At 43.5% G+C, this 25770-nt stretch carries 23 protein-coding genes; 10 read left to right on the top strand and 13 right to left on the bottom strand.

The window, feature by feature from the left end; all coding sequences use genetic code 11:
• The first annotated feature begins 24 nt into the window (after positions 1 to 24).
• From KQP93_RS01480 to KQP93_RS01470, 3 genes are read left to right on the top strand one after another with little or no spacing between them, the layout of a single operon-like run.
• On the top strand, positions 25 to 1191 hold the full coding sequence (locus KQP93_RS01480; protein ID WP_217875583.1) for an efflux RND transporter periplasmic adaptor subunit: 1167 nt from the start codon (positions 25 to 27) through the stop codon (positions 1189 to 1191).
• Positions 1191 to 1898 carry an ABC transporter ATP-binding protein gene (locus KQP93_RS01475; protein WP_063702351.1) on the top strand — a complete coding sequence of 236 codons (708 nt, stop codon included), beginning with the start codon at positions 1191 to 1193 and terminating at the stop codon, positions 1896 to 1898. The genes KQP93_RS01480 and KQP93_RS01475 overlap by 1 nt, the downstream gene beginning before the upstream one ends.
• Entirely contained in the window at positions 1891 to 3129 is a 1239-nt protein-coding gene (locus KQP93_RS01470; protein ID WP_217875582.1) for an ABC transporter permease, read from the top strand. Before KQP93_RS01475 ends, KQP93_RS01470 begins: the two co-directional genes overlap by 8 nt.
• Here KQP93_RS01470 and KQP93_RS01465 read toward each other — a convergent pair whose 3' ends face one another.
• Positions 3130 to 3453, bottom strand: coding sequence for a Bor family protein (locus KQP93_RS01465; protein WP_217875581.1), 324 nt, complete (start codon positions 3451 to 3453; stop codon positions 3130 to 3132).
• Entirely contained in the window at positions 3450 to 3764 is a 315-nt protein-coding gene (locus KQP93_RS01460) for a Bor family protein (RefSeq protein WP_054554401.1), read from the bottom strand. The genes KQP93_RS01465 and KQP93_RS01460 overlap by 4 nt, the downstream gene beginning before the upstream one ends.
• A 175-nt stretch (positions 3765 to 3939) precedes the next feature.
• Between KQP93_RS01460 and KQP93_RS01455 the strand changes: the two genes are divergently transcribed.
• The 3 genes from KQP93_RS01455 to KQP93_RS01445 are packed head-to-tail and all read left to right on the top strand — an operon-like array spanning position 3940 to position 5872.
• Positions 3940 to 4794, top strand: a complete 855-nt coding sequence (locus KQP93_RS01455) for an endonuclease/exonuclease/phosphatase family protein (RefSeq protein ID WP_217875580.1) — start codon at positions 3940 to 3942, stop codon at positions 4792 to 4794.
• A gap of 8 nt (positions 4795 to 4802) precedes the next feature.
• Positions 4803 to 5165: a DUF5329 domain-containing protein gene (locus KQP93_RS01450; protein WP_254907702.1), complete on the top strand. Its 363-nt coding sequence runs from the start codon at positions 4803 to 4805 to the stop codon at positions 5163 to 5165.
• A gap of 29 nt (positions 5166 to 5194) precedes the next feature.
• Positions 5195 to 5872: a nitroreductase family protein gene (locus KQP93_RS01445; RefSeq protein ID WP_217875578.1), complete on the top strand. Its 678-nt coding sequence runs from the start codon at positions 5195 to 5197 to the stop codon at positions 5870 to 5872.
• Here KQP93_RS01445 and KQP93_RS01440 read toward each other — a convergent pair.
• From KQP93_RS01440 to KQP93_RS01430, 3 genes are read right to left on the bottom strand one after another with little or no spacing between them, the layout of a single operon-like run.
• Complete coding sequence (locus KQP93_RS01440) at positions 5865 to 6926, bottom strand: efflux RND transporter periplasmic adaptor subunit (RefSeq protein ID WP_217875577.1); 1062 nt, start codon at positions 6924 to 6926, stop codon at positions 5865 to 5867. The two genes, KQP93_RS01445 and KQP93_RS01440, sit on opposite strands and share 8 nt — an antisense overlap.
• Positions 6916 to 10203: an efflux RND transporter permease subunit gene (locus tag KQP93_RS01435; RefSeq protein WP_217875576.1), complete on the bottom strand. Its 3288-nt coding sequence runs from the start codon at positions 10201 to 10203 to the stop codon at positions 6916 to 6918. The genes KQP93_RS01440 and KQP93_RS01435 overlap by 11 nt, the downstream gene beginning before the upstream one ends.
• 7 nt (positions 10204 to 10210) lie before the next feature.
• Entirely contained in the window at positions 10211 to 10513 is a 303-nt protein-coding gene (locus KQP93_RS01430) for an ArsR/SmtB family transcription factor (protein ID WP_217875575.1), read from the bottom strand.
• Between the two features lie 133 nt (positions 10514 to 10646).
• On the opposite strand from KQP93_RS01430, the gene KQP93_RS01425 reads away from it, so the two are divergent.
• From KQP93_RS01425 to KQP93_RS01415, 3 genes are all read left to right on the top strand, one after another.
• Positions 10647 to 10835 carry a YgaP family membrane protein gene (locus KQP93_RS01425; protein ID WP_054562832.1) on the top strand — a complete coding sequence of 63 codons (189 nt, stop codon included), beginning with the start codon at positions 10647 to 10649 and terminating at the stop codon, positions 10833 to 10835.
• Position 10836: 1 nt separating this feature from the next.
• Positions 10837 to 11181, top strand: a complete 345-nt coding sequence (locus tag KQP93_RS01420) for a rhodanese-like domain-containing protein (protein WP_217875574.1) — start codon at positions 10837 to 10839, stop codon at positions 11179 to 11181.
• A 62-nt stretch (positions 11182 to 11243) separates the two neighbouring features.
• Entirely contained in the window at positions 11244 to 13034 is a 1791-nt protein-coding gene (locus tag KQP93_RS01415) for an alkaline phosphatase D family protein (RefSeq protein WP_217875573.1), read from the top strand.
• Here KQP93_RS01415 and KQP93_RS01410 read toward each other — a convergent pair.
• From KQP93_RS01410 to KQP93_RS01385, 6 genes are all read right to left on the bottom strand, one after another.
• The gene (locus KQP93_RS01410) at positions 13031 to 13573 is read right to left on the bottom strand and encodes a PH domain-containing protein (RefSeq protein WP_217875572.1); all 543 of its coding nucleotides are present in this window, start codon (positions 13571 to 13573) and stop codon (positions 13031 to 13033) included. The two genes, KQP93_RS01415 and KQP93_RS01410, sit on opposite strands and share 4 nt — an antisense overlap.
• Positions 13574 to 13672: 99 nt before the next feature.
• Entirely contained in the window at positions 13673 to 17989 is a 4317-nt protein-coding gene (locus tag KQP93_RS01405) for an alpha-1,6-glucosidase domain-containing protein (RefSeq protein WP_217875571.1), read from the bottom strand.
• A gap of 22 nt (positions 17990 to 18011) precedes the next feature.
• Positions 18012 to 20906 (bottom strand): TonB-dependent receptor, encoded by a 2895-nt coding sequence (locus tag KQP93_RS01400; RefSeq protein WP_217875570.1) that lies wholly within the window; start codon positions 20904 to 20906, stop codon positions 18012 to 18014.
• A 186-nt stretch (positions 20907 to 21092) separates the two neighbouring features.
• Complete coding sequence (locus tag KQP93_RS01395; protein ID WP_063702377.1) at positions 21093 to 21710, bottom strand: LysE family translocator; 618 nt, start codon at positions 21708 to 21710, stop codon at positions 21093 to 21095.
• Positions 21710 to 21889 carry a DUF4177 domain-containing protein gene (locus KQP93_RS01390; protein ID WP_217875569.1) on the bottom strand — a complete coding sequence of 60 codons (180 nt, stop codon included), beginning with the start codon at positions 21887 to 21889 and terminating at the stop codon, positions 21710 to 21712. Before KQP93_RS01390 ends, KQP93_RS01395 begins: the two co-directional genes overlap by 1 nt.
• A gap of 1 nt (position 21890) precedes the next feature.
• Complete coding sequence (locus KQP93_RS01385; RefSeq protein WP_217875568.1) at positions 21891 to 22295, bottom strand: DUF3224 domain-containing protein; 405 nt, start codon at positions 22293 to 22295, stop codon at positions 21891 to 21893.
• 77 nt (positions 22296 to 22372) lie between these two features.
• Here KQP93_RS01385 and KQP93_RS01380 point away from each other — a divergent pair, with 77 nt between their 5' ends.
• Positions 22373 to 24145, top strand: coding sequence for an ABC transporter transmembrane domain-containing protein (locus KQP93_RS01380; protein WP_217875567.1), 1773 nt, complete (start codon positions 22373 to 22375; stop codon positions 24143 to 24145).
• 61 nt (positions 24146 to 24206) lie between these two features.
• Here KQP93_RS01380 and KQP93_RS01375 read toward each other — a convergent pair whose 3' ends face one another.
• Together KQP93_RS01375 and KQP93_RS01370 are read right to left on the bottom strand one after the other, a co-directional pair.
• Complete coding sequence (locus tag KQP93_RS01375; RefSeq protein ID WP_054562840.1) at positions 24207 to 24839, bottom strand: OmpA family protein; 633 nt, start codon at positions 24837 to 24839, stop codon at positions 24207 to 24209.
• A gap of 80 nt (positions 24840 to 24919) precedes the next feature.
• Positions 24920 to 25699, bottom strand: a complete 780-nt coding sequence (locus KQP93_RS01370; RefSeq protein ID WP_217875566.1) for a substrate-binding periplasmic protein — start codon at positions 25697 to 25699, stop codon at positions 24920 to 24922.
• Positions 25700 to 25770 lie beyond the last annotated feature (71 nt).

The raw sequence follows: 25770 nt of genomic DNA, 5'->3' as shown, positions 1-25770 counted from the left end.
CTCTAAACTCCCCAAGGAAGAAAGATGAAAAAAGCCATTATAATTGGCCTCGCTGTTACAGCATTTGTCGCTTTACTAGTATCAAAACAGGTCACCAGCAATAAAGAAGCGCCAGAAATGCATATTGCTGAAGTTGAACAAGGCAATATTGCCGATTCAATTTTAGCCTCTGGTAACCTAGTCTTTAATACCCAAGTGCAACTGCGCTCAGAAGTGACAGGCCGTGTAGCGAAAGTGTTTGTCGAGGAAGGTGAAAGTGTCACTGAGGGCGATATTCTTATGCGCCTAGATACGACCGCGTTTGAATCTGAAGTTGCCCGCAATAAAGCCGTGCTTCGTGCGACCGAAATCGATATTAAGCATAGCGAAACTCGCCTGAAAAATATCGAGCGCCAATTAAGCCGCCAAAAAGAGCTTTATGAAGTTGGCCTTGCTGGCCAAGAAGTATATGAAAACCTACAAAATGCCCGCGATTTAGCAAAAATAGATATTGAAGCAAAACGTGAAGCTTACAACCAAGCCCAAGCATCTCTATTGATTGCTGAAGACCGTTTAAATAAAAGTGTGTTTCGCGCTCCAATGAGTGGCCTACTTGCCTCGGTCAATATTAAAGAAGGTGAAACCGTTATTGCGGGAACAACTAACATTATCGGCTCAGACTTGATGCTAGTAGCTGATCCAAGCGCAATATTAGCCGAACTTCGAGTGGATGAAACCGATATTGCCGGTATCAAATTAGACCAACATGCAGATATCTATGCCGCCGCTTACCCAAATCAACCTTTCACTGGCAAAGTAATAAACATTGGCACATCAGCAAAAAATCAAGCCGGTTCTCAGGGCTTATCATTTAAAGTCAAAGTACTGCTTGATGCCACTGACCGCCAGCTTTATGCCGGAATGAGCTGCCGCGCAGAAATCGCCACAAGCATTGCCGAAAACGGCTTAAAACTGCCTATTGAAGCTATTCAAAAAGAGGATGAAAGCTATTTTGTCTGGAAGCTTAACGCCGATAATACAGTAACTAAAACAGCGGTAACGGTAGGTATTTCTTCAGATATCGAACAAGCACTAACCAGCGGTGTTGCAAAAGGAGATCGTATTGTTATCGGCCCAGCCAGACCTCTTAGCTCACTAAAAGAGGGTAATACGGTAGCCGTTAAAAACAGCCCTGAAAAAGGTGCTAACTAATGTCTGCGGTGATCAAGCTCAGTAATATCAATAAACAATACAAAATGGGCGAACAAGTTTTCAAAGCCCTTGATGATATTAATATTGAAATTGCACAAAATGAGTATGTTGCCATTATTGGCCCTTCAGGCTCAGGTAAATCAACCCTGATGAACTTGCTTGGCTGTTTAGATACTCCCACCAGTGGTGACTACTATTTAAAAGATAAGCTAGTAAAGCGCATGACCGAAACGGAGCTTGCTCATCAGCGTAATGAAAGTGTTGGTTTTATTTTTCAAAGCTTTAACTTGTTACCAAGAGCATCCGCCCTTGAAAATGTCATGCAGCCTTTAGTGTATCGATTTATTTCTGCCAAAGAGCGAAAGCAACAAGCGCTCGAATCATTACAACGGGTAGGCCTTGGCGATAAGGTAAATCATCTTTCGAGCCAGCTTTCTGGTGGCCAACGTCAACGTGTCGCTATTGCTCGCGCATTGGTTACTAAACCCCATATTCTACTTGGGGATGAGCCTACCGGTAACTTAGATAGTAAAACCACCACTGAGATCATGGCGCTGTTTGATGAGCTTCATAACGAAGGGCACACCATTATTTTGGTTACTCACGAACAAGATATTGCTGATCACTGCCAACGGGTTATTCGTTTAGTTGATGGCAAGGTTGTCAGTGATACCCGTAAAGGCGAAGGAGCAAGACAACATGTTTAAATCTGCTATCGCTATAATGGAAGGCACAAAAGCCGCATTAATGGCAATTAAAGCCAATGCAATGCGCAGTGCCCTTACCTGCTTGGGCATTATTATTGGTGTTGCTGCGGTTGTAACCGTAGTGGCAGTAATGCAAGGGTTTACCAAGCAAATTAATGATCAGCTTGCTGATATGTCTCCCGATGTCACCAATATCAAACCTTACACAAGTATGGAAAAAGGAATGGTGGGGCAACAAGCAAAGCTGACCTACAATGACTTCTTAACCCTAAAAGCACGCGTAAAAGAAGCCGAAACCTTTACTGCTGTAATGCTAACTTGGCGCTTTTCTGGTGCGGCTGAGTATGGCAATAAGAGCCATGCTTCAAGGGTGATGGGCACTGAGCAAAACTACCAAAAAGCTTACCGTATCTACCCAGAACTCGGGCGGTTTATTCGCGCAGAAGATGATGAAAAACGCCGTAGAGTGGCGTTTATTGGCCCTTCAATTATCGATAAGCTTAACCTGCCTGAAAACCCTGTAGGTGAATATATTAAACTCGGTGGTGAGTGGTTTCGCATTATTGGTGTTGCCGAAAAACAAGGTAGCTTCTTAGGTTTTGACCAAGACGATTACATTAATATTCCGATAAGTACCATGAGTGCGCTAGAAGGCGGCAGTGTTGATACCAATGTACAAATGATGTTTCGTTTAAAAGACGATGCTAACGAAACCCAAGTACTAGGTAAAATTCGCCGCATCTTACGTCAATTACATAAACTGAAGGACGGTGAAGATGACGACTTTGAATTTGAAACCGCCGAAAAAGCCCGTGCTAACATCGATAAATTTACCGGAAGTGCTACCGCAATTACCGCGGGGATAGTGGGTATTAGCCTGGTGGTTGGTGGTATTGGTGTGATGAATATCATGCTGGTTTCGGTAACAGAACGTACACGTGTGATTGGTACTTTAAAAGCATTAGGGGCAACACCTGGCTTTATAATGCTGCAATTTTTAGTTGAAGCGGTGGTGCTATCACTGTTTGGTGGTTTAATTGGTTTAGCGATAGGGTATGGTGCTGCGGCACTAATTTCAGTCTTAGTGCCGAGCATGCCAGATGCCTACATACCGGGTTGGGCGATTCTGCTGTCATTTGGCTTTACTTCATTGATAGGTATTGTGTTTGGCTTAGCGCCCGCTATTAAAGCGGCACGCTTAAACCCAATTGATGCACTGCGTTATGAATAACTAGTCTGGCTTATAAGGTACTTGAGCGCAGCTTATTTCAACTGTTTTCGGGTACCAAATAGGCCCTACTTGATTTACTGCAGCTTCAGCTAGACCATTGGTGAACGACTTATAAGTGTGAACAGTTTGCCATTCGGAATCAGGGCACTCCTCAGATAAGTCGACAGGCTTTGAACCTTCGTAAAGCGCTGCGGCAAAGTTATGATGCCATTGCTCTGTTGCTGGCGCTTTATTAGCTTGAGCGGCACTGCCATTATCAAAGTAGATATTTGTGCAACCACTTAAGGTGGCAACTAACACAGCTGTTACTAGTAGGCTTTTCATAGTTGTTGCTCCTGTGCTTGTTGCTCACACCATACTTTTACTGTGTGAGGAGCATAAATTCCGAGTGTAACGAGTCCTAATGCGCCATCAGCGAATGTTTGTTGCGATTGCATTTGGGCAACTTTTTTATCTTGGCAAATAGCCTTTACATCAACGCGCTCTTCACCAACGAGGCCCCACAAAAAGAATGGGCGGCTATCTTGGTAATCAGCTTTAGTGGCTAATTTATTGGTTGTTTTTTCTGGCACTATGGTGACTGATGAACACGCTGTCACCGATAAGGCGAGCAGCATACAGGCCATTTGTTTCATGATTAGTTCCTTTGTCTGAGTTGTTAAGCTCAGTAAGTATAAGAATATGAGTACTCATTTTGGGTAAGAAAGCGTATAGAAATTGTAGAAAATACTACAGTTTCTAACATTTAGTCTTTGAACTAAACTGAGGCTTACAACGACTAACTCTCAAGGAAAGTAACTAAAGGTCATTATGACGGCATATCTGCGTATATTTTTATTACTTGTGTGTTTGGGTGCGCTGTCTTGGTATAGCTTTTCAAGCGATCCTGGCTCTGATGAGCAACAAGGTATAACCAAAACCGCTGTGAACCTTGCTAATTGCCAACAGCAATTAGCGCAAAGCCGCATGCAAACTTATGCTGAACATTATATTTTGCCCTATCAGTTCAAGTTATTGAGCTGGAATATCTACAAAGCACAAATAGATGGCTTACTCACAGATTTGCAAAAGCTAAATGCCGATTCTGATATTGTGTTACTACAAGAAGCTATCGAAGAACCAGCGCTTACAAAGCTCAAACCCTATTGGCGCTTTGCTAAAGGGTATAAGAGTGGCAGCGTGCAATCTGGGGTTATGACACTCAGCCGCTGGCCCGCTGCGGTGCATTGTACACTCACCCATAAAGAGCCTTGGCTACGTAGCCCAAAAGCCACCAATATTGTTGAGTATGCGCTGCCAGAACAACAGTTATTACTGAGTATTAACCTGCATGCCATTAATTTTACGATTGGTGTTAGTGACTTTAAACAACAGCTAGACGATGCCGCCGCCATTATGCGAACGCATGAGGGCCCTATCGTGTTTGCCGGTGATCTCAATACCTGGAGTGATGAACGCCAAGCCTTATTACAGCAAACATTGACCCAGCTAGGTTTGCACGAAGCTATTTATTTAGATGATAAGCGCACCAAAGCATTTGGATTAGCACTTGACCAAGTATGGGTGCGTGGTGTCAAAATAGAAACAACCGTTGTGCCTGAGCTTGCAAGCTCTGATCATAACCCAATTATTGCAACCCTGACGATAGAGCATCAAACGCTATGAGATTATGTATGAGAAGATATTGGTTTATCGCGTTAATATTATTGAGCATTAGCCAATTCAGTGATGCAGCCACCCCAGAACAAGAGATAAATCACCTCATTGATTTTGTGGCTAAAAGCGATGCCGTATTTATTCGCAATGGTACAGAGCACTCAAGCCAAGATGCTGCCGAACACCTTGCTATGAAGTATCAAAAAGCAACCCGCTATGCAAAAACTGCCGAAAAGTTTATCGAGAATCTGGCGAGTAAAAGCTCATGGAGCGGTAAGCCCTATAAAGTAAGACTCAGCAATGGGTCGTTACTCAATGCAAAAGATTGGTTGAGCAATGAATTAAAAGAGTACCGCCGAAACCAACATATTCATAATTAAAATCATCAACACACAAGAAGCGAAAAGCCATGCAAGAACACAAAAATCAGCCACTCAATGACTTTATTGAGTACCCTCATAACGAGATGCTAAAACGCGCCGAAGAGTTTTTAGCCGTGAGTCAGCGTCGCCACAGTATTCGCAGCTTTAGCGACCGCCCAGTGCCAAAAGAAATAATCGAAACCTGTATTAGAGCGGCTGGCACTGCACCGAGCGGTGCCAATCATCAACCTTGGCACTTTGTAGCAATACACAGCAGCGATGTGAAAAAACAAATTCGAGAAGCCGCTGAAAAACTAGAGCGTTCATTTTATGAAGGTCGCGCGGGTGAAGAATGGTTAGATGCCTTAAAACCACTTGGCACCGATGCCAGTAAGCCCTACCTTGAACATGCACCTTGGCTAATTGCCGTGTTTAGTCAAAAGAAAGGCGGTATTTCTGCCGATGACAAAAATACCAATTACTATGTTCATGAATCTGTTGGCCTAGCAACCGGCTTTTTAATCCAAGCACTACACAGAGCAGGCCTTGCAACTCTCACACACACACCAAAACCAATGAGCTTTCTAACCGAAATTTGTGGCCGTGATAAAGATAATGAGCGCCCTTACATGCTGCTAATTGCAGGCTACCCAGGCACAGATGCAACCATCCCTGAGCATGCCTTAGTGAAAAAGTCGCTAGACGAAATAGCGACTTTTATTTAGTTTTAAAATCAACAGCCAGCACATCACCTGGGTTTAAACCTGAAACGATGTGCTGCTGGCCATCGACCATTTCGCCAAGGCGCACATAGCGGCGCACTATCTGATTATTTTCAAGTAAATAGACCATGCTCAATTGGCCGTATTGATGCACCCAGCTTGAGTCAATCAACACCCCTTTTTCAGTGGCGAGCGGTAATTGTAATTGTGCATAAAGCCCAGGCATTAACCCAGTTTGGGCATCTGTTTCTAAACGGATTTCCATACTACGCGCAGCACTATCAGCAACAGGCACAATTTCTGTCACTGTGGCAGGCATTGATGTTGATAAAGCCGGTAGTTTAACCATTAGAGTTTGACCAACATTCAGCTTAATTGCTTGCTGTTCTCTGACATTAAATGCTAATTGCAATTGCTGTGGGTTATACAGTGCGAGTAATGGCGTGCCAGGAGTTGCGGTATCGCCAGGTTCTGCAAAACGCTCTACCACAACACCTGAAATTGGCGCTTTAATTTGCGTAAAACTCAGTGCAACTTGCGCTTGTGTTTGCTGCTGCTTAGCAATCGCTAAGTTCGCCGTTAAATTATCGAACCTTGCTTTTGCATCGTCGTATTCACTAACAGATACCAAACCTTGCTTGTATAAATCGTTAATACGCTTTAGTTGTTTCTCAGCTTGAGTCAGCGAGGCATTAATCGCATTTATTTGTGCTTCGCTTTGAGCAAGTCCTGCTTTAAAGTCATCTTGCTGTAAGGAAATTAGCACGTCACCTTGTTTTACAGTATCGCCAGCGCGTACATTTAAACGCTCAACTTGTGCCATTACACGAGAAGAGATTTGCGTATTTTGTTTTGCAATCACGGTGCCCGGTACAATTTCATCACGAGCAATATCTGCCAGTGTCACTGTCATTAACTGACCAGTATAATCATTTGCCGATGGGTTTTTCATGCCTGCAGCTTGCTTATCAGAAAAACTGCCCGCCATGTAAAGTACCGCCACAATGATCACTGATAACGCGACAATTGAACCAATAAGTTTTGATTTACCCTGCATGAGCTTGTTCCTCTTTGGCTGCATCCTTTGCAAACACTAAATAATAAACCAGCGGCACAACAAATAATGAGAACAATGTTGATGCCACAATACCAAAAATAATTGCAATCGCTAGACCGCTAAATACCGGATCTAGGGTGATCACCAAGTTACCTAATAAGGTGGTTCCCGCTGTGAGTAACACAGGGCGCATACGCACGGTGCCTGCGGCAATTAAAGCCTGTTTAATTGCCATACCTTGGCCGCGAGCTTGGTTAATAAACTCAACTAAAATAAGTGAGTTACGCACCACAATACCGGCAAGTGCAATCATGCCTATCATGGCTGTTGCGGTGAATAGCACCGGCTCTGGAGCACCAGCAATGCTGCGCTCTCCAAATTGATTTAATAGCCAAAAGCCCGGCATGATCCCTATTACGGTTAATGGAATAGCCGACATGATGATCAGTGACAAACTGGCAGAGTTTGTTTGAATGCGTAGGATGATGAAAATTGCAGTAAGCGCAAACGCAAAGGCAATCCCCATATCTCTGAATACATCAATGGTAATTCGCCATTCACCTTCACCACTAAAGGTCACGTCAGTGCCAGCAGGTAATTGCCAAGCTTGGCTACCACCATTGTTGAAAAAGTGCCTACTTTGCCAATCAGTTTGGCTAAATTCGTCAGCGCTGATGCCGAAGTCGGCATTAACGTCAGCAATAATTTCAGCGGGTGTACGGCCATTTAGCTCAGCCATAACATACACAACATTACGCTGATCTTTACGCATAATTGGTATGGCAACGTCTTGATGCTGAAATTCACCTAACTCAGAGAGCGCCACCAGCGGCCGCGGTGCACTTTGCAGCCCAAATTCATCACTGGTTTTTGCAAGCTCCCTATCACCACGGACTTGTAATGCCAGCAATTGAGCAAATTGGTTACGATCTTGATAAGGCAGTTGCAGTTTTATATCGACAGGGTCTGTTTCGCCGCTAACATATAACACCCCAACATTTTGCCCATGCGAGGCAATGGCTAAGGTCTGGGCAATATCTTGCGTAGACACCGCCGACAATGACGCTTTACTTTTATCAGTAACAAAACGTTGTAACGGCGCATTGGCAGCAATACTGGTATCAACCTCAACCACATGCGGCTCTTGCTTTAACCTTGCAGCAACAGCAAGAGCTGCTTGATAGTGCGTGTCTGTATCAACAAATGGCTCACTGTAAACTTCGGCCACTAAGGTACTTAAAACCGGCGGACCTGGTGGCACTTCAACCACTTTAATAACAATGCCATCGGTTGCCAGTGGCGCTAATGCGGCACGCAAGCGCATGACCACGCCATGAGACTGATGATCACGCTCAGTTTTATCAAGCAGTAATACTCTGAGCTCAGCTAAATTAGCAGCTTCACGTCGATAATAACCACGCACCATACCATTAAAGTCCATGCTTGATGGCTGACCAACATAGGCTGCCGCCTCGCTTACTTCATTTAATTGCCAAGTGATGGTTTGTACTTGTCGAGTGAAAGCGGCGGTTTGCTCAAGGCTCGTGCCTTCTGGCATATCGATTAAAACTTGCAACTCGTTTTTATTATCAAACGGTAATAGCTTTAAAGGTACTGCACGCATTACGGGTAACATGGCACTTGCGACAAACAAAGCTAATGTGGTCCATAGAACGAGTTTGGCACGGCCTTTAGACTCAAGTAATGGTGATAATATGCGCTCGTATAAGCTATGGGGATTAGCTTCTAGTTGCATGCTGTCATCGACTGGCGCTTTCAGTAATTTCATGGCCAACCATGGCGTGACAAAAAATGCCACTATGGTCGAAACCATCACACTGACCGGTACATTGAATGCCATCGGTGCCATGTACGGCCCCATCATGCCGGTGATAAACGCAAGTGGGATAAATGCTACCATAATGGTCAATGTAGACATAAAGAGCGCCACACGTATTTCGCTCATGGCATCAACTATGCGCTGTTTCTTATCACCTTTTTTCGTTAAAAAACGACTTATGTTGTCTATCCCCGTGATCGGATCATCAACCAATAAACCTAAAGAAAGGATTAGTGCAAACAGTGTGACTCGGTTAATTGTATAGCCAAAGGCAAAATCAAGTGTCAGGGTGATGCCGTAGCAAATAGGTACCGCTAGCCCCACCACAATCGCTGGTCGCCAACCTAAAAATACGCCAACAAAAATAACCACGGTAAATACCGCAAACACTAAGCTCGAGGTAAGGTTATTTACTTTTTCATTCGCTGTTTGGCCATAGTCACGCAGTATGGTGTAGCCCACTTCATCTGGTAGTAGATTAGCCGACAAGCTATCCATCATGCTATGCACTTCGTTGGCTACAGCTACCGCATTGGTGCCTGCTTGCTTAGCGACACTAATGGTGACTAAAGGAAGTTGTTGTTGGTTATCTGAATGAGCCAGCCATTGATAGCTTTGCGCTTCGCTTGGACCATCACTCACCTGGGCCACATCGCTTAGATAAACACTCTTACCGTTTACCACGTTGACAACAAGCCGTTCAATCGCAGATTGAGAGCGTAAAACATCACCTACTTGTAAGGCAATTTGCTGCTTACCTTCAACAACACTGCCCACATTCACCAATTGGTTAGATACGCTAAGCGCATAATACACATCAGTTAGGGTTGTTTGATGTGCTGCAAGAGCACTTGCATCAAGGTTAATCGTTAATTGACGGGTTCTACCAGCAATTACTTTTACTTCGCTTGTATTTTCGATGCGCTGTAAACTGTTAGCGATTTCGTTAGCGAAGCGAGTTAGTTGATAATCATCGTAAAGTTTTGGATCTTTACTAAATAATCCCAGCATTACTATTGGCACATCGTTCACTTCAACCGGACGTATTTGCCATGAGCTGATCACTGACGCCATCGTGTGTTGATAGCTATAGAGTTTAGCGTAAGTGTCGAGAATGGCTTGCTCACGATCGTGACCGACTTCAAAGCGAAGAGTAACAACAGCAGCATTACTTTGTGTGGTTGAGTAAATATGCTCAACGCCCGTTAACTGCGCCAATAACTTCTCCAATGGTTCAGTTACTAGCCTGGCTACTTCTGGCGCTTCAACGTTTGGCGCTGCCACATATATATCAAGCATAGGAACCACAATTTGCGGTTCTTCTTCACGAGGGGTTTGCTTTAATGCCATTAAGCCAAGCAGCACCGACATAATAAAAATAATGACGGGGAGGCGACCGCTCAAGCTGTTTTTTACTGCATTATCGATAGCACTCATTGCTTAACTACCTTTTGCAAAATAAACCATGAAGTGTTTCAAGGATTGCCATTACACTTTTATCGACCACGCGATAATAGATAGTTTGGCTTTCACGTCGAGTCGCGACTATCTGAGCTTTTCTCAGCGCCGCTAAGTGTTGCGATAATGCTGACTGCGCTAACGGCACAGCTTCGTTTAATTCGCTCACGCTCATTTCACCATCTTGAAGGGAACATAAGATCATCAAGCGATTTTTATTCGCCAAAATCTTTAGCACTTGCTCTGCTTGTTCCACATTGTCGGCCATAGCCGCAAAATCGATGTTCATAATCACACTACTCTATATTCTTAAAATACCGCTAAAGTATAGATTGATATATTAGAAAAGTCTAATATTAGAATTTACTAATGTAGTATTATCTAATATATTAAATACATCACTCTGTTATCGAGGTCTTATTATGAAACTAAATGACGCGCTTCGCTTAATTGCTGGTGTAATGATCTGTATTTCATTGTTGCTACAACAGTTTCACAGTCCGCTGTGGATTTGGTTTACGGTATTTATTGCTCTAAACTTAATTCAATCGGCATTCACTAAGTGGTGCCCAATGATCACCATTTTACGCAAACTTGGCATGGAGGATTAGTATGCTGACCCCAATTCCTGACTTAATGAAAATTATTGCCCCAAACCAGCGCCGTATTAGCGCTGACCAAGCAAAGCAAGAATTAAGCGAAAACCACGGTTTATTAATAGACGTACGAGAACCTGCTGAGCACGCAACTAAAGCAGCAACAGGTGCAATTAATATCCCGCGTGGTGTACTTGAAATGAAATTATTGGAAATTGAAAAAGATCCTGCAAGACCCATTTACTTACACTGCGCAAGTAGTGCCCGCGCCACACTCAGTGCCGAAGCTCTGACTCGTGTTGGTTACGAAAATGTCACTGTAATCACCTGTAATGCCGAACAAATTTGTCAGGTGTTTTAACTTCATAGAACAGTAACACTGGTCGGATAAGCTCGTACTTTTCTACTTATAGGTACAGAGCAATGACTTTTACGCGCAGACGCTTTTTAAAAGCATCGGCGGCTGGTTTTGGAGCCGCCGTTTTATCTTTTGGTTTAACGGGCTGTAGTCTTAATGACGATGATGACGAAACCACAAAGCAAACCCCTGTCAGCTTTGATCACGGTGTTGCCAGTGGCGACCCGCTCGCTGACAGTCTAATTATTTGGACTCGCATAACCCCTCTTGAAAACGTCACGAGTGTTAGCGTAGTTTGGCAAGCCTCAACAGATGCTAACTTTACAACCATTAGCCATGATGGCGAAACACAGGTAAGCGATGCAACCGACTTCACCTTAAAAGTTGATCTGCAAGGTCTCGATGCCAACACCACCTATTACTACCGTTTTATAAGTAATGGTAAAACCTCACCCACTGGAGCAGGTAAAACACTTCCAACCGACAACATAGAACAAGTAAAATTTGCCGTTGTCTCTTGCGCTAACTATCCTGCAGGCTACTTCCATGTGTATGGTGAAATAGCAAAACAAACCGATTTAGATGCAGTACTGCACTTAGGTGACTACATCTATGAATATGGTAATACAGGTTATGCCACTGAAGATGCCGCCGAGCTTGGCCGTTTATTACCTGATGACAATAGCGATGAAATCATTTCTTTAGCGGATTATCGCAAACGTTACGCCCATTATCGTAAAGACGATAACTTGCAAGCTGCCCATAGTCATTGTGCATTTATTACTGTTTGGGACGACCATGAAATAACTAATGATACATGGCGCAGTGGCGCTGAAAATCACAACGACGGCGAAGGTGAATTTAGCGAGCGCAAAATGCATGCGTTACAAGCCTACTTTGAATGGATGCCTATCCGTAATGTTGCCGATAAAGAACGTATTTATCGACGCTTTGAGTTTGGTAATTTAGTGTCGTTACACATGCTCGATACCCGTGTTTTAGCTCGCGACGAGCAAGTTAATTATGCGGATTTCGACTTAACCAGCAGCCAAGGACAAACTGACTTTGTTGCAGCAATTAGCTCACCTACTCGTGCTCTATTAGGCAGTGAGCAACTTACATGGCTGACTGATGGTTTAACGACAGCAACAACACAATGGCAAGTACTTGGGCAACAAGTTCTGATGACCAAAATGCATTTGCCATTCGAGATTTTACAGTTACTAATGAATATTCAAGTGACTCAAGCAAACGGTGCTGATCCATCTGCTTTACTTGCTCAAGCAAATACCTTATTTAGTGAGCTTGCGCAAATTAAAGGGCGCGTATTAGCTGGCGATCCAACGGTGACTAGTGAGCAGCGAGCACGCGTAGAAACAACAGCGCCTTATAATCTTGATGCATGGGATGGCTATGCTTATGAACGAGAGGTAATACTTGGGACTGCAATTGCAGCGCAAAAGAACTTGGTGGTTTTAGCGGGTGATACGCATAACAGCTGGGCAGGACAATTAATCACTGATGCCAGTAACCCTGTTTCTGCTAAAGCTGCAGCTGGTGTTGAGTTTGCAACATCTTCGGTTTCTTCTCCAGGTCTTGAGAACTACTTAGCGTTAAATACGCAACCTAGCGAAGCTGTCGCACAAATTGAGCAAGTTATTGCATTGTTAGTTAACGACTTAACTTACAACAACTTAGTTGAACGCGGTTACTTAACGGTCACCTTTACTCAGCAGCAAGCGCTTGCCCAGTGGCATTATGTAAGTAGCGTTAAAACAGCCGATTACACACTGCTTAACGAACGTAAAAAAGCGCTCAGTGTACAAGCTGGTAGCTCTACTTTACAAATGGCTTAACGCTTTTCATCTAATAGCGTAACTAACATTTGCTCAATGTTTTTTACGCTATAAGTAAGTGAGCGCAGCAGTTCTAACTGAGTATCTTCAGTTTGATGTTCAACCTTAGCACTGCTGCTTTGAGTCATTTCATCTTTTTGTTTCAAGATTGCCTCGCGAAACGTCTCAGCATCAACCACTCCGAGCAATGATACCAATGCACCTTGTCCTGATTGACCTGCCGTTTCAAAGCTCAGTCGATAAAGACCAAATTGACGCATTAAAGGACCTTGGCTAAGTGCCACATCGGTTATTTTTTCAAGTGGGATAGATTTTTCTTCTTTAAAGAAGACACCGCGTTTTACCACTAACTTACGCGTTAACAACGTGGCTGACATCGCCGCTAAAATACGCCCTGCCACCAGCCAGATTATTAACGCAACTATGGGAATGAAAGGGATCCCTACCATACTAATCACACAGGTAAAAATACCCAGTAATAACCAATATTGTTTTACTTTTGGATCAAAGCTAGCACTCGTTAAACTGGTTTCTGTCATCATAGGCTCCTTGATAGAGAGTTATGACAATATACAAACTTTTCATTAAATACAAAAAAAACCGAGCAAAAGCCCGGCTTAAGGGTACTGCAGGGAAAGCTATTCCACTGCTTCAACCGTCACTGTTAGTTTACTCAGATCAGGTCCTTGCACTGTAAAACGATAATCGCCAGCAGCTGCAATACTCAGAGCGATATTGGCGCCAACCGCTTCTAGTAAAGCCGCTTCGCCAAGCACAGCAACAGGGGCATCACCACTGCCACCGTAATCCACCGTATTCCAGTCTTCAGAAGCGACTTTAAACTCATAGTCATCGGCTTCTAATGTCATGGTAGTAATGTACATCGCATCACCAGCATAAATCAGTGGGTTATCTGTGCTCCAATCATTTACGCTACCACGTAAGTACACTTGAGTTTCGCCAAACATTTCTGCATTGAATACAGTCATAAGTGGTTCTTCAAGGTTACTGGCATCAAAGACAAACTGATATTGACCATCACTTGCAATATCCATTGTCATGTTTGCGCCTTTTACCGCGAGTAGTTTTTCAGTACCCACTGTAACCGCTGCACTACTTTCACCTGAGCCATAATCCACCGTGTTCCAATCCTCAGAGGCCACTTTGAACTCATAGCTACCCGCAGTTAATTGTTTAGTGAAGGTATAAACACCTTTACCTTGATACATTAACTCGTCACTGGTACCCCAATCGTTTAAGCTACCGCGTACATAAATTGACGTACCAACAAATGGCTCTTCATTATAGATCTTAAGTACTGGGTTATCGGTGTCTGTGGCATCGAATGAGAACACATAAACAGCATCCATTGCCGCCGTAAAGGTCATATTGGCACCACTGCGTGTTAGCGGCTCATCTTCGCCTTCGATCACTTCAGCAACATCAGCAGAAAGCGCACCAAAATCAACAGTAGACCAATCTTCAGAAGCCACTTTAAATTCATAGCTACCGGCTGTTAGAGGAATCGCAATTTTGTACTCGCCATTACCTACATATTCAAAGCTATTTGCCGTACCCCAGTCGTTTAACGAGCCACGAATATAAACTGTTGTGCTACCAAACGGCACAATATCTGGCGCACCCACAGTCGCATCGGCACTTAGGCCTTCGCCTTGAGCATCACCTTGTGGTTTCACAAACACAGCAACAGTATAAGGCGGAACATTAAAGGTACCTTCGCCTTCACCAGCCATAAAGCTTGCCGCTGACATACTTGAGTCAACACTCGCTTTTAAAACAGGGTGAAGCTCAAAACCCGCAGCCGTTGATACTGTATGCGATAAGCTTTGATCCGTACCGTTCATCACCACGACAATGGCATCGTATTGGCTATCTAGGTCAGTCAACCCAACGCCATCATCGATACTCATCACGACTAAGCCTTGCTGTTGACGCTTACCAATATTGTGGAAGCCAACGCGGTCTAAAATGTCTTGCTCTGTGGTTAAACTAAATAATGGGCTGGCACTACGAATTGCTAAGAATTCAGTAAATACATTACTTGCGTACTCAATGTCGCTTGCCATCGCTTGTGCATTAGGATTTGCTGAGATAGGCGCAATTTCGCCCCACTTCGCTTGGTTATCTTGCGCAGGTGGCAGGCCTACATTCCAGTTATTGGTATCCATACTGAAATCAACAAAGTTGAACCAATCACCAGAATCATAACTATTACGATCCATTGATTTAGAACGCAGCATATCAGCACCCATTTGCATAAATGGAATACCTTGGCTCATCAGCGGCATAGCTAAAGCCATATTGTGAACACGCACACGCTCTTCAATACTTAAGTTAGTGCCATGTTTATATTGCAGCTGATCCCATAGTGTTTCGTTATCATGCTTAGAGACATAGTTAATGCTGTCAGCCGGGTCAAGAGCGTAAGCCGCTGGCTGACCACTCCAGCTAAAGCTACTGCCTTTTGCTGAATTACCTTTAAAGTCTTTAAGAATGTAGTTTTGTAAGTTACCTGCCAGTGATAAACGCAACGTATCTTGCTCAGATAAATTGCCATCTGTGACATTATTACTAAAGAACGCACCACCACGAATTGCTTCACGTATACGGTCATTAAAGGTACCTACTTCAGTACCTGCCATATCCATTTGTTTAGCTTGCACAAATAAACGGTTATCAGCGACTTCACCAAAGTTCCACCCTTCACCGTAGAAGTAAGTATCTGGGTCAACCGCTTGCACTGCACTAAGCGCGGTCATAATTGACGCTTTTGGCATATGCCCCATCACATCAAAACGGAAGCTATCGTAACCAAAGTCACGGGCTAAAATCACCATAGAATCAGCAACAAACTTATCCATCATGACATGTTCTGTTGCTGTATTTTCACAGCAGGTTGAACGCTCGATATCACCAGAGGTTTCGTTGTATCTGTGGTAATAACCCGGAACGAGTTTATCGAACACTGATTTATCCCAAACACCTGATGAGGTCGTGTGGTTGTAAACAACGTCTAGCACGACACGTAAACCAATTTCTTGTAAAGACTGGATCATCGCACGCGTTTCTTTGACTCGTGCAATACCTTCAGGTGATGAAGCGTAAGAGCCTTCAGGTGCAATAAAATGATGCGGATCATAACCCCAGTTAAAGCTATCAACACCACGCATTGCATTGGCAAGTGCTTGAGCATCATCAGAACCTGGTAGATATGACGTCATTAAATCAACTATCAATGTGCTCTTATCTTCGGTTTTACATGCATCGGCATCATCCTCAATGCGGCTACATAAATCAGCTAAGGTTGCAGTAATATCTACACGCTGACTGGCATCTTCATCAATGGTGCCAATATCTGTCAGTGGTAGTAAATGGAAATGGGTTAAGCCATTATCTGCCAGCTTTTTGAGGTGTTGCATTGGTGCGCTATCAAGCTCAGTAAACGCAAGATACTTACCACGGTTTGCTTCACTGACGGTTTCATCACGCACACTAAAATCACGTACATGACCTTCGTAAATGACCGCTTGCTCAGGGTAATCAACCGTTGGCACCATACGCTCATCCCAGCCGGTCGGTTTAGTATCTTCATCATCAAGGTTGATCAGTTGGCTATATAAACCATTTGTTGAAACGTTTAATGAATATGGATCTGTGCTCCATAAGCTTTCAATTTGCTTAGTCGTTGGATGATAAACATCAAACATAAAGCGGTAGTAATGGCGATCGTGACTAATATCGACATTGCTAGACCAAATACCCGTTGCGCTATCAAAGGTCATCACAAGTTGTTCAAGCTCTGTTTTATCAGCATCATAAAGCGCTAATTTCATATTGCTTGCCGTTGGAGCCCATACCGATACATCAATGCCATTATTGGCGTAATGCACACCAAGTTGTGCTTCATTAGCATCACTTTCGCCACTGGTATATAAGTCATCGAGGGCTTTAGCGGCTTGCACATAAGTGGCTTCTGTTAGCTTGCCATCAGCATCATAGCCTGCCACAACCAGTTGTTGTTTAATAAGCTCTTTTGCAGCGGCTGCATCCCAGTTACCTTGGTATGCATTCCATCCAGCAAGGTGCGGCACTTTAGCGATTTGTTCATCGCTTAAAGAAGTCGATGTAAGCTCAACCACTTGACCATTTAACTCGCCGGTATCTTCATCGACAGCTAAATCTGCACTGTTTGATGAGTGTAATTTAATGATACTTGTCAGCTCATTACTTGGCTGATAAATCACAGTAGATAAATCAATCCAATGCGCTGAAGCACCAGAAATACTCACCGGGCGCTCACCTAAGCTTATAATTGGATATTCAAATACTGATGGTTCACCATGAATGGTAAAGTTCATACGTTGGAACTTTTCATCGTCCTGCATCAATGGCATTTTTAAATCGACATCACCAAACGCTTTGCCAGACCCTTCTGTGCCAATATGCACGATAAAGTTAGCACACTCGTTGTAACCCTCTTTTAGTTTTACAATCCAGTACGCACCATAGTTAGGATCAATACCATCGTATTCATGCCCATTGGCCCAATCAGTGGCATCAAACGGCGCTGCGTACGCATCGCAGTCATCGTTATTCCATGAGTGTAATCGATAACCTTCGTAGGCATCATCACTGGTGCGATTATAGAATAAGATGGCTTCGTCATCTGCAGGGAAAACCACAGGATCAGGCAAAGTGGGATCAGCGCCTACCACGCAGCTTTCATTATTCTCATCGGGTACTGTTGGTGCCGGACAACTAATCGGTGGTGGATCAACACACTCAGTCCCCGCTTCATTAGGAATTTGCGGTACGCTACAGGTCAATAAAACTTGCCCAGAATCTATATCGTTACTAGCGCCACCACCACATGCAGTTAGCAATACCATGCTACATGCAATCAGTAAGCGGCTAAAATTAGCTATTATTTTCATATTATTATCTCCAGCTTACTGATCAATGGTTATAGGTAAAACCTAGATAAAACTGACGACCAAAGAATTGCGTGGTGCCTGTTTTACTGGTTGTTCCAAAGTAGCTTTGTGTTGGTTCATCGGTTAAGTTATTCACTTGTAATAACATGCCGAATGAATCTGTGAACTGATACGACGTTTGGAAATCGACAACCGTTTCTGCATCAAAATTCACCACTTGCTCATTGACAGCAACTTGCTCTGAAACGAAATCATCGCGATAACGCACATTCAAACGTGTTTCAAAGTTTTCATAGCTGTAAAAAAGTGTGCCGTTAAAGACATTGTTTGAAAGGCCAGGCAAGTCTTGCGACACAGAATCACCACCTAAATCGGTAATAGATTGCACCTCACTCTCGGTATACGAGTAACTGGCGTTAATACCTAAACCTTCAAACGGCGAGGGTAAGAAAGAGAAAACTTGCGTATAGGCAAGCTCAATACCACGAATATAACCGCCTTTGGCATTGTTAACCGCAGTTGTGTACACCCCATTTGTGGTTTCGATTTGCTCACCACTGACAGGGTCAACAATGTATTCTGGTACGTTAAAACCATTACCTTTAAAGTCAAAGTTCTCTATGGCTACCGTATCTATGAATGAGTCGATATTCTTATAGAACGCAGCAACAACCAGTGCACCATCGGTGTCTTCAAAGTATTGCTCGTACGAGATATCGTATTGATCAGCATAGAAAGGTTTTAAGAATGGGTTATTGGTACTTGAACCGTTAATTTCGCCGTCATTGTTAACCGATGCACTGGCATCGCCCGCTAAACGGTTAATCGGAGCACGCGCCATCACTTTTGCCGCAGCAAAACGAATTTGTGTCGCGTCACTTACTTTAAAGTTCAGGTTTAATGAAGGCAGGTAGTCTGTGTATTTAATGCCTAAAACGCTTGGTGCATAAAGGTCGTTAACAATGCCATTGTCATCCACAATATACTGCGCACCGAGTTGCGGATCGCCACCGACGTTTTCAAGTACCGTCGCTGACTGGTCTGTATCTACTCGGCGAATACCAATATTACCTGTAATTGGTAGAGTGCCAATTTCGGTATCAATGTTAAGCATCAGATAGGCTGATACCACTTCTTCATACACTGAGCCACTTTGTAACATGGTCCATGAGTAGTTAGTGGTATAGCCTTGTGCATCAGGCTCACCATCACCATCTAAATCCACAACACCATCGGCATTACCCCAAGTCTGTACTGGCTGAGGAATACCATTTGGGAACCATGCGTTGAGTGCTTTATCTAAATCTATCGCTAGGTATGATGGGAAATAGCTAAACTCACCTTGCCAATCGACCACGGTGGCCATGTCATCGGTAAGGCGAAGCGGTGGTTGAGTCGAAGAAAATGCACCATCGTTACCGTATTCAAATACAGAGCGATTATTGCTGTACTCACGGTCTGAATAACGCGCGCCAAATTCAATTGAGCTAAACCAGTTATTCTCTAACTCATACTTAAAATCGAGTCGAAATGCTTTTACTTCATCTTCATTTTCATACGGATAAATACCGTATTTACTCACCATAACCCGGTCAATATCGCTAAATGCGTCGGCTTGGTTAAAGCCTACGTCAGGCAAGTTTAATCCGTTCAATTGATAGTTAAGCGATACATTGGTATCAAACACAGGGTTCTCAGCAGTGGCATCTTCTGCAACCAATGCCCAAAGTAAACCATTACGGAAATTACTCTTAGCACGTGAAAGCGACACGTCAGCATTGACATTCAAACGCTCGGTAATTTGCCAATCGGCATTAATGCCATAGCTGTCTACTTCATCAAAGTCTTGGTTATCATCATTAACGATTTCAACACGGGTAAAGCTATTTGATGTGCGGTTAATCGCACCACCAATCACCGCATTACCGTCAAGCACTGGATTAGCATAAACTGCAGACGGACCACCAAACTTAACCCGAAAACCACGGGCAAATGATTCGCTATCAAAACGCGATAAAAACGCATCACCCTTTAATTTAAAGTTATCGGTTGGCGCCCATTCAATTGAGGTTAAATAACCATTACGGGTTTCTTCACCACCTAAGTGCTGAAGCTCAAAACCTTCACTGATGTATTCATTAGCAGGATTATCTGCAGGGCCATCGGTATCATTTGCTAGCCCATCAACGTCTTTATTACCGTTATATGCTAAACCGATAAACTGAGTCGCCACACTTGGTTGGAATAAGCGCGCGTAACCCAGTGCGACACCTAGCGTATCGTCAAGAAACTTACCTTGGTAAGAAAAGCTAATACGGTCGCCATACTCCGTGGCATCAAATACCTCTGAAGCACGGTCGTTATACATACCACGCACATTGGCAGTAAATTTGTGTGGCTGGTCATTATCCAATGGGCTTGCGGTTTGTAGCTCTACCGTACCCGCGACGCCCCCTTCAATAAGTGATGCTTTTGGCGACTTGTAGACCGCCGCCGAACTGATTAGCTCAGACGGGTATTGGTCAAACTCAATACTGCGACTACCACTAGTAGATACTTGCTCTCGACCATTTAATGTCGAAAAAACAAATCCACCAGATAAACCGCGAATGTTGATTTCGGCAGCTTGACCACCGGTACGTACCGCCGAGATCCCCGGTAGACGCGTTAATGCATCAGCCATAGATACATCAGGCAATGCCCCTAAGTCATCAGCTGATAGTTGCTCAGAGACAGTGTCGCTAAAGCGTTTTTGATTTAATGATTGAATTAAGCTGCGACTAAAGCCGCGCACTTCGATTACTTCTAGCTCAGGATCGATTTCCTTTGCTGATGTGCGTTCTTCTTCCGTCGCCGCTATTGCACTATTTGCTGCCACTAAAGCCAGCATAAGCGCACTTAGCTTGAATTTCCCCATTGGATTTCCACCCTGTTGTCGTTGGAGGTGTTTATTTGTGGTTATTGTTGTTGTCAAAAAACAACCAATAAAGTGTAACCAAAAGGTAAATATTGTGTGATGAATACGTATGCAATAGGAGCTTACTGGGGAGAGCAGCGATCACAACCCTTTTTTATTAGTGATGTGATCGCAATATAGAAGGATTTATAGGGTAATAACGACGCGAACAGCTAAGGCAATAAAGATCACCCCTAGCAATTTTTCGAGCCATGGGTTTGTCTTGGTGAAACCAAAACGCTTTTTTGATATGTCGGTTAATAGTGCAACAAGTAGATACCAGCCTGTATCAAGCACAAATACCGTTAAACACATGATTAAACCAACTTGCAAAGTCAGGTTTTCTGGGTCAATAAATTGCGAAAACAACGCTAAAAAGAACACCGCAAGTTTTGGGTTTAAAAAGGCAATGGCAAAGCCATCTTGCAACGCGCTGCGAGGGCTCGGCTTAGTTTGCTCAACATTCAGTGTTTGCGAGCTGGGTTTAGCTAATAGAATACGAATACCCAAATATGCGAGATAGGCGGCACCGCCATAGACCAGTACTTGATAAAGCGTTGGTAACTGAGTCATCAGCGCACCTAAACCAAGTAACGAGGCACACGCATAAAAGCCAACCCCAATACCGTGGCTCAACGCCGCTAACATGCCGTTCTTCATACCGCCATGTAAGCTGTGTTTTAAAACCACAGCTAAACTCGGCCCCGGCGACATTGCCCCCATCACGCAAATTAAAACTAAACTCAACCACTCAGTTAGTGTCATTATTCGTTATTCTCGATTAGTAATAAAACGGATGTTACCTGACCATAAACCCCAGTGGCAGTGGTGATTGTTTTCACTTGCCAGCCAGCTTGACCCAACTCGAACACCCGTTGATTTAATGCATCCATATCGATGCCGCCGAAAAAGCGCTTCTTTTTAAACTCAACTACTTTTTGCATGTTAGTCCATCAGTTGGTATTCAAAGTCATAATGATGAATACCCGATTCAATTCGAATTGCCATTTTACCAGAAAGACCTTCAAGCTCTCCTGCGCCTGAGTCAGGCACCACTTCTAAAATCAATCGATCAGCCCCTTTATCCATAGTGCCAAAATGTTGCAGCACAAAACTGCCTTGTTTACCTTCTAAGCTACCAACAACTTGTTCAATGGCTACATAACCTGCACTGCCCTGAGTTGCAGTCATAGCACTGAGCATTTCGCCTTGGCTTGTTGCCTCTAATGGACCTGAAAACTGTTTATCAATCGACATGCGTCCTAAATTTACGCCATCTTTACCTGTGGCATAGCCACCAATTGGGTTTAATTTTACGGTGAATTGACCACTGATCGTTGTAGATTCCATACTAATCCCTTAATAACTGTTGAATTTTAGAGCATTGATAACCATATCTATACCCTATTCACCAACAAGAATCTAGCATGTCTAACAACAAAGAAAAGGCCGCATTTAGTAGCCTGTTACCGATTTTAGCTTTTATAAAACCCTATAAATGGGTGGTATTTGCAGCCCTTGGCGCCTTGTTGCTTACGGCCGGTGTTAACTTATCACTCGGACAAGGCGTTAAATTTGTTATCGACCATGGCTTTATTGCGGGCTCACAAGCTCAACTTCAACAAGCGGTGATGGTGTTGATTGGTTTAATAAGCTTATTGGCTGTAGGTACTTTTTGTCGCTTTTATTTAATGTCGTGGATTGGTGAGAGAGTCAGTAACGATATCCGTAAAGCCGTGTTTGATCGCATTGTTACACTACACCCCAGCTACTTTGAAGAAAACCGCAGCGGCGAGCTGATGTCGCGCCTGACCACCGATACTACCTTGTTGCAATCTATCATTGGTTCCTCTTTTTCGATGGCATTACGCAGTAGCTTAATGCTGATTGGTGGCTTGGCTATGCTACTTATCACCAACCTAAAGCTAACCCTTGTGGTTGTTGCCTGCGTGCCATTGGTATTACTGCCAATGATGATTTTTGGCCGAAAAGTAAGAAAACTCGCAAGCTCAAGCCAAGATGCTATTGCCGATATCAGCACCTATGCCGGTGAGATCATTCAAAATATTAAAGTCGTGCAAAGTTATAGTCACGAAGGGCGTGAAAAAGCAGCATTTAGCGAAGAAACCAACAAAGCATTTCAAGTAGCGAAGAGCCGAATCAAACAGCGCTCGTTTTTGATTGCAGCGGTTATATTTCTGACCTTTAGTGCTATTAGCGTGATGCTGTGGGTTGGCGGCAGCGACGTATTAGCTGGCACCATGACAGGTGGTGAGCTCGGTGCTTTTGTGTTCTATGCGATTATGGTGGCAATGTCTGTAGCAACCGTTGCCGAAGTGTACGGTGAGTTACAAAGAGCGGCAGGTGCAGCAGCCCGATTATTAGAACTACTCGCCGTTGAAAGCATGATCAAAAATCCAGATACAAATCATGATGCACAACTTGAAGCGAATAAACTTAATCACCCTGCTATCGAGTTTAATGAGGTGTCTTTTCATTACCCTTCTAGGCCAGATAAAGCCGCTTTAAATGCGCTAAATTTACAAGTAAAACAAGGGCAAACTGTTGCTATTGTTGGCCCATCGGGGGCTGGTAAAACAACGCTGTTTGAATTACTACAGCGCTTTTATGACCCAAGCTCTGGGAGTATTTCGCTGGCAGGAATAAACATAAAAGCACTCTCTCTTGATTGCTTACGCCAGCAAATGGGGATGGTGGCACAAAACCCAATTTTATTTAGCTCTGATGTAATGCATAACATACGTTATGGCAATCCAAGCGCCAGCGACGAGCAAGTATACGCTGCGGCCAAATATGCCCATGCCGATGAGTTTATTAATCAACTCCCTGATGGCTATCACAGCTTTTTAGGGGAGCAAGGTGTTAGGCTATCAGGTGGGCAAAAACAACGCATAGTACTAGCGCGCGCAATATTAAAAGACCCTGCCATTTTATTGCTTGATGAAGCAACCAGTGCACTCGATGCACAAAGTGAGTTTCATGTACAAGCTGCCCTTGAGCATCTAATGAAAGACAGAACAACTCTGATTATTGCCCATCGTTTAGCAACAGTTAAACACGCCGATGTGATTGTCGTGATGGATAAAGGAGAAATTATTGCAACGGGTACGCATCAGCAATTGTTTGAAACTAATCCATTGTATAAACAATTGTGCGAACTACAGTTTAATCGAGATTAAGAAGAGAAATGTCAGGTTTGAAAGGGCATATCAAACCTGACCACAAATCTAGATATAAAATCTAACCTTGTGTATTCGGTACGATCTGAATTTCTACGCGGCGGTTTAAAGCTCGGCCATTTGCTGAGTCATTGCTCGCCACAGGACGTGTTTCACCATAACCTCGTGTGCTGATACGCGCAGACATAATTTGGTGATTAACTAAGTAATCTTTTACGCTTTGTGCACGTTGTTGAGATAACGTCATGTTGTAGCTATCTTTACCTGTGCTGTCGGTATGACCTTCAACGCTTAAGTAGGTTTTTTCGTATTTGTTCATTACCTTAGCAATTGCGTCTAGGGTGCTATGAAAGCCAGACGAAATATAAGATTGATCAGTTGCAAAAGTAATATTTGATGGCATCACTAGACGAATATTGTCGCCTTCACGAACCACTTCAACACCTGAACCTGCAAGTTCATCGCGAAATGCTTCTTCTTGCTTATCCATATAATCGCCAACGGCTGCACCTGCTAATGCACCAATAGCCGCACCAATAAAGATACGTTTATCGTCATGGTCACCAGTTGCTTTACCTAGTACTGCACCTGTAGCAGCACCAATCGCAGCGCCTTTACCTGTATTCGTTGTCTCACAACCTGTTAATAGAACGGCTAATACGCCCACTGTTAAAACTGATTTTGTAAAAGTCATGTGTCTCTCCATGGCAATTATTCAAATTGAATTGTTAACAATTATGAATGAACGTCTATGAACAAACTATGAAGAATGGGTTACTTATCGATTGCTACAGCAGTAACCGGCGGTAAGTTATAACTTTTAACCAATTCTGTTAAACGGCCATTGAGGACTAACGTATTGAGTCGCTCTTGAATTTTTTCGGCTAAACCCGAGCTTGCAAACTGTTTACTTAGGGCAATGTGACCATAAATAACATCTTTATAGCGATAAGGCATTTTTACAATTTCTTGTGAAGGTCGCTGCAAAAATACAGACGCATGATCTGCTGTTTCCTCAACAGCAATGACGAGTTCAACACGGTCTTTTAATAACATGTCAAACGCATTATGTTCGCTTAAGGCTTCAATTTTAGTAAGTGTTTTATCGTTATCAAAACGAGGAAAATGCGCAGCACCTCGCATGACCGCAATGCGCTTACCGACTAGGTCTTGGTAGTTATTTATTTTAAGTTCGCTATCAGCTTTTGCATAAAACACAAAAGAAGACGACAGCATCATATACGGCGGGGTAAGAAACTGTATTTTTTGCTCGCGCGCTTCTGTGCGAATAAGCCCGCCCATCACATCTAGCTCATTTTGCTCGAGCATTTTTAAACAACGAGAAAACGGGCAAGCGACATATTCAAGCTTGATTGGTAAGGTACGCTGCATTTCACGCATAATATCCACTATTGCGCCACTGACTCTACCATCTTCAGAGACCATGCCATAAGGAGGCGCATGATCAACAGCCACCACAACTTTCTCAAAAGAGGTTGCAAGTGCAAAGTTGCTGCAAAGTAATAACAATAAACTGTTAATATAGCGTTTCATAGTGATACTCATAACTACGTTCACTCGTTCTCTATATTGTAGACGGCCTTGTGTCATAAAAACCACAAAAA

Source organism: Pseudoalteromonas shioyasakiensis, from assembly GCF_019134595.1.
In the GTDB taxonomy this organism is placed as follows: domain Bacteria; phylum Pseudomonadota; class Gammaproteobacteria; order Enterobacterales; family Alteromonadaceae; genus Pseudoalteromonas; species Pseudoalteromonas shioyasakiensis_A.
This window is presented reverse-complemented; position numbering and strand designations above follow the sequence as displayed.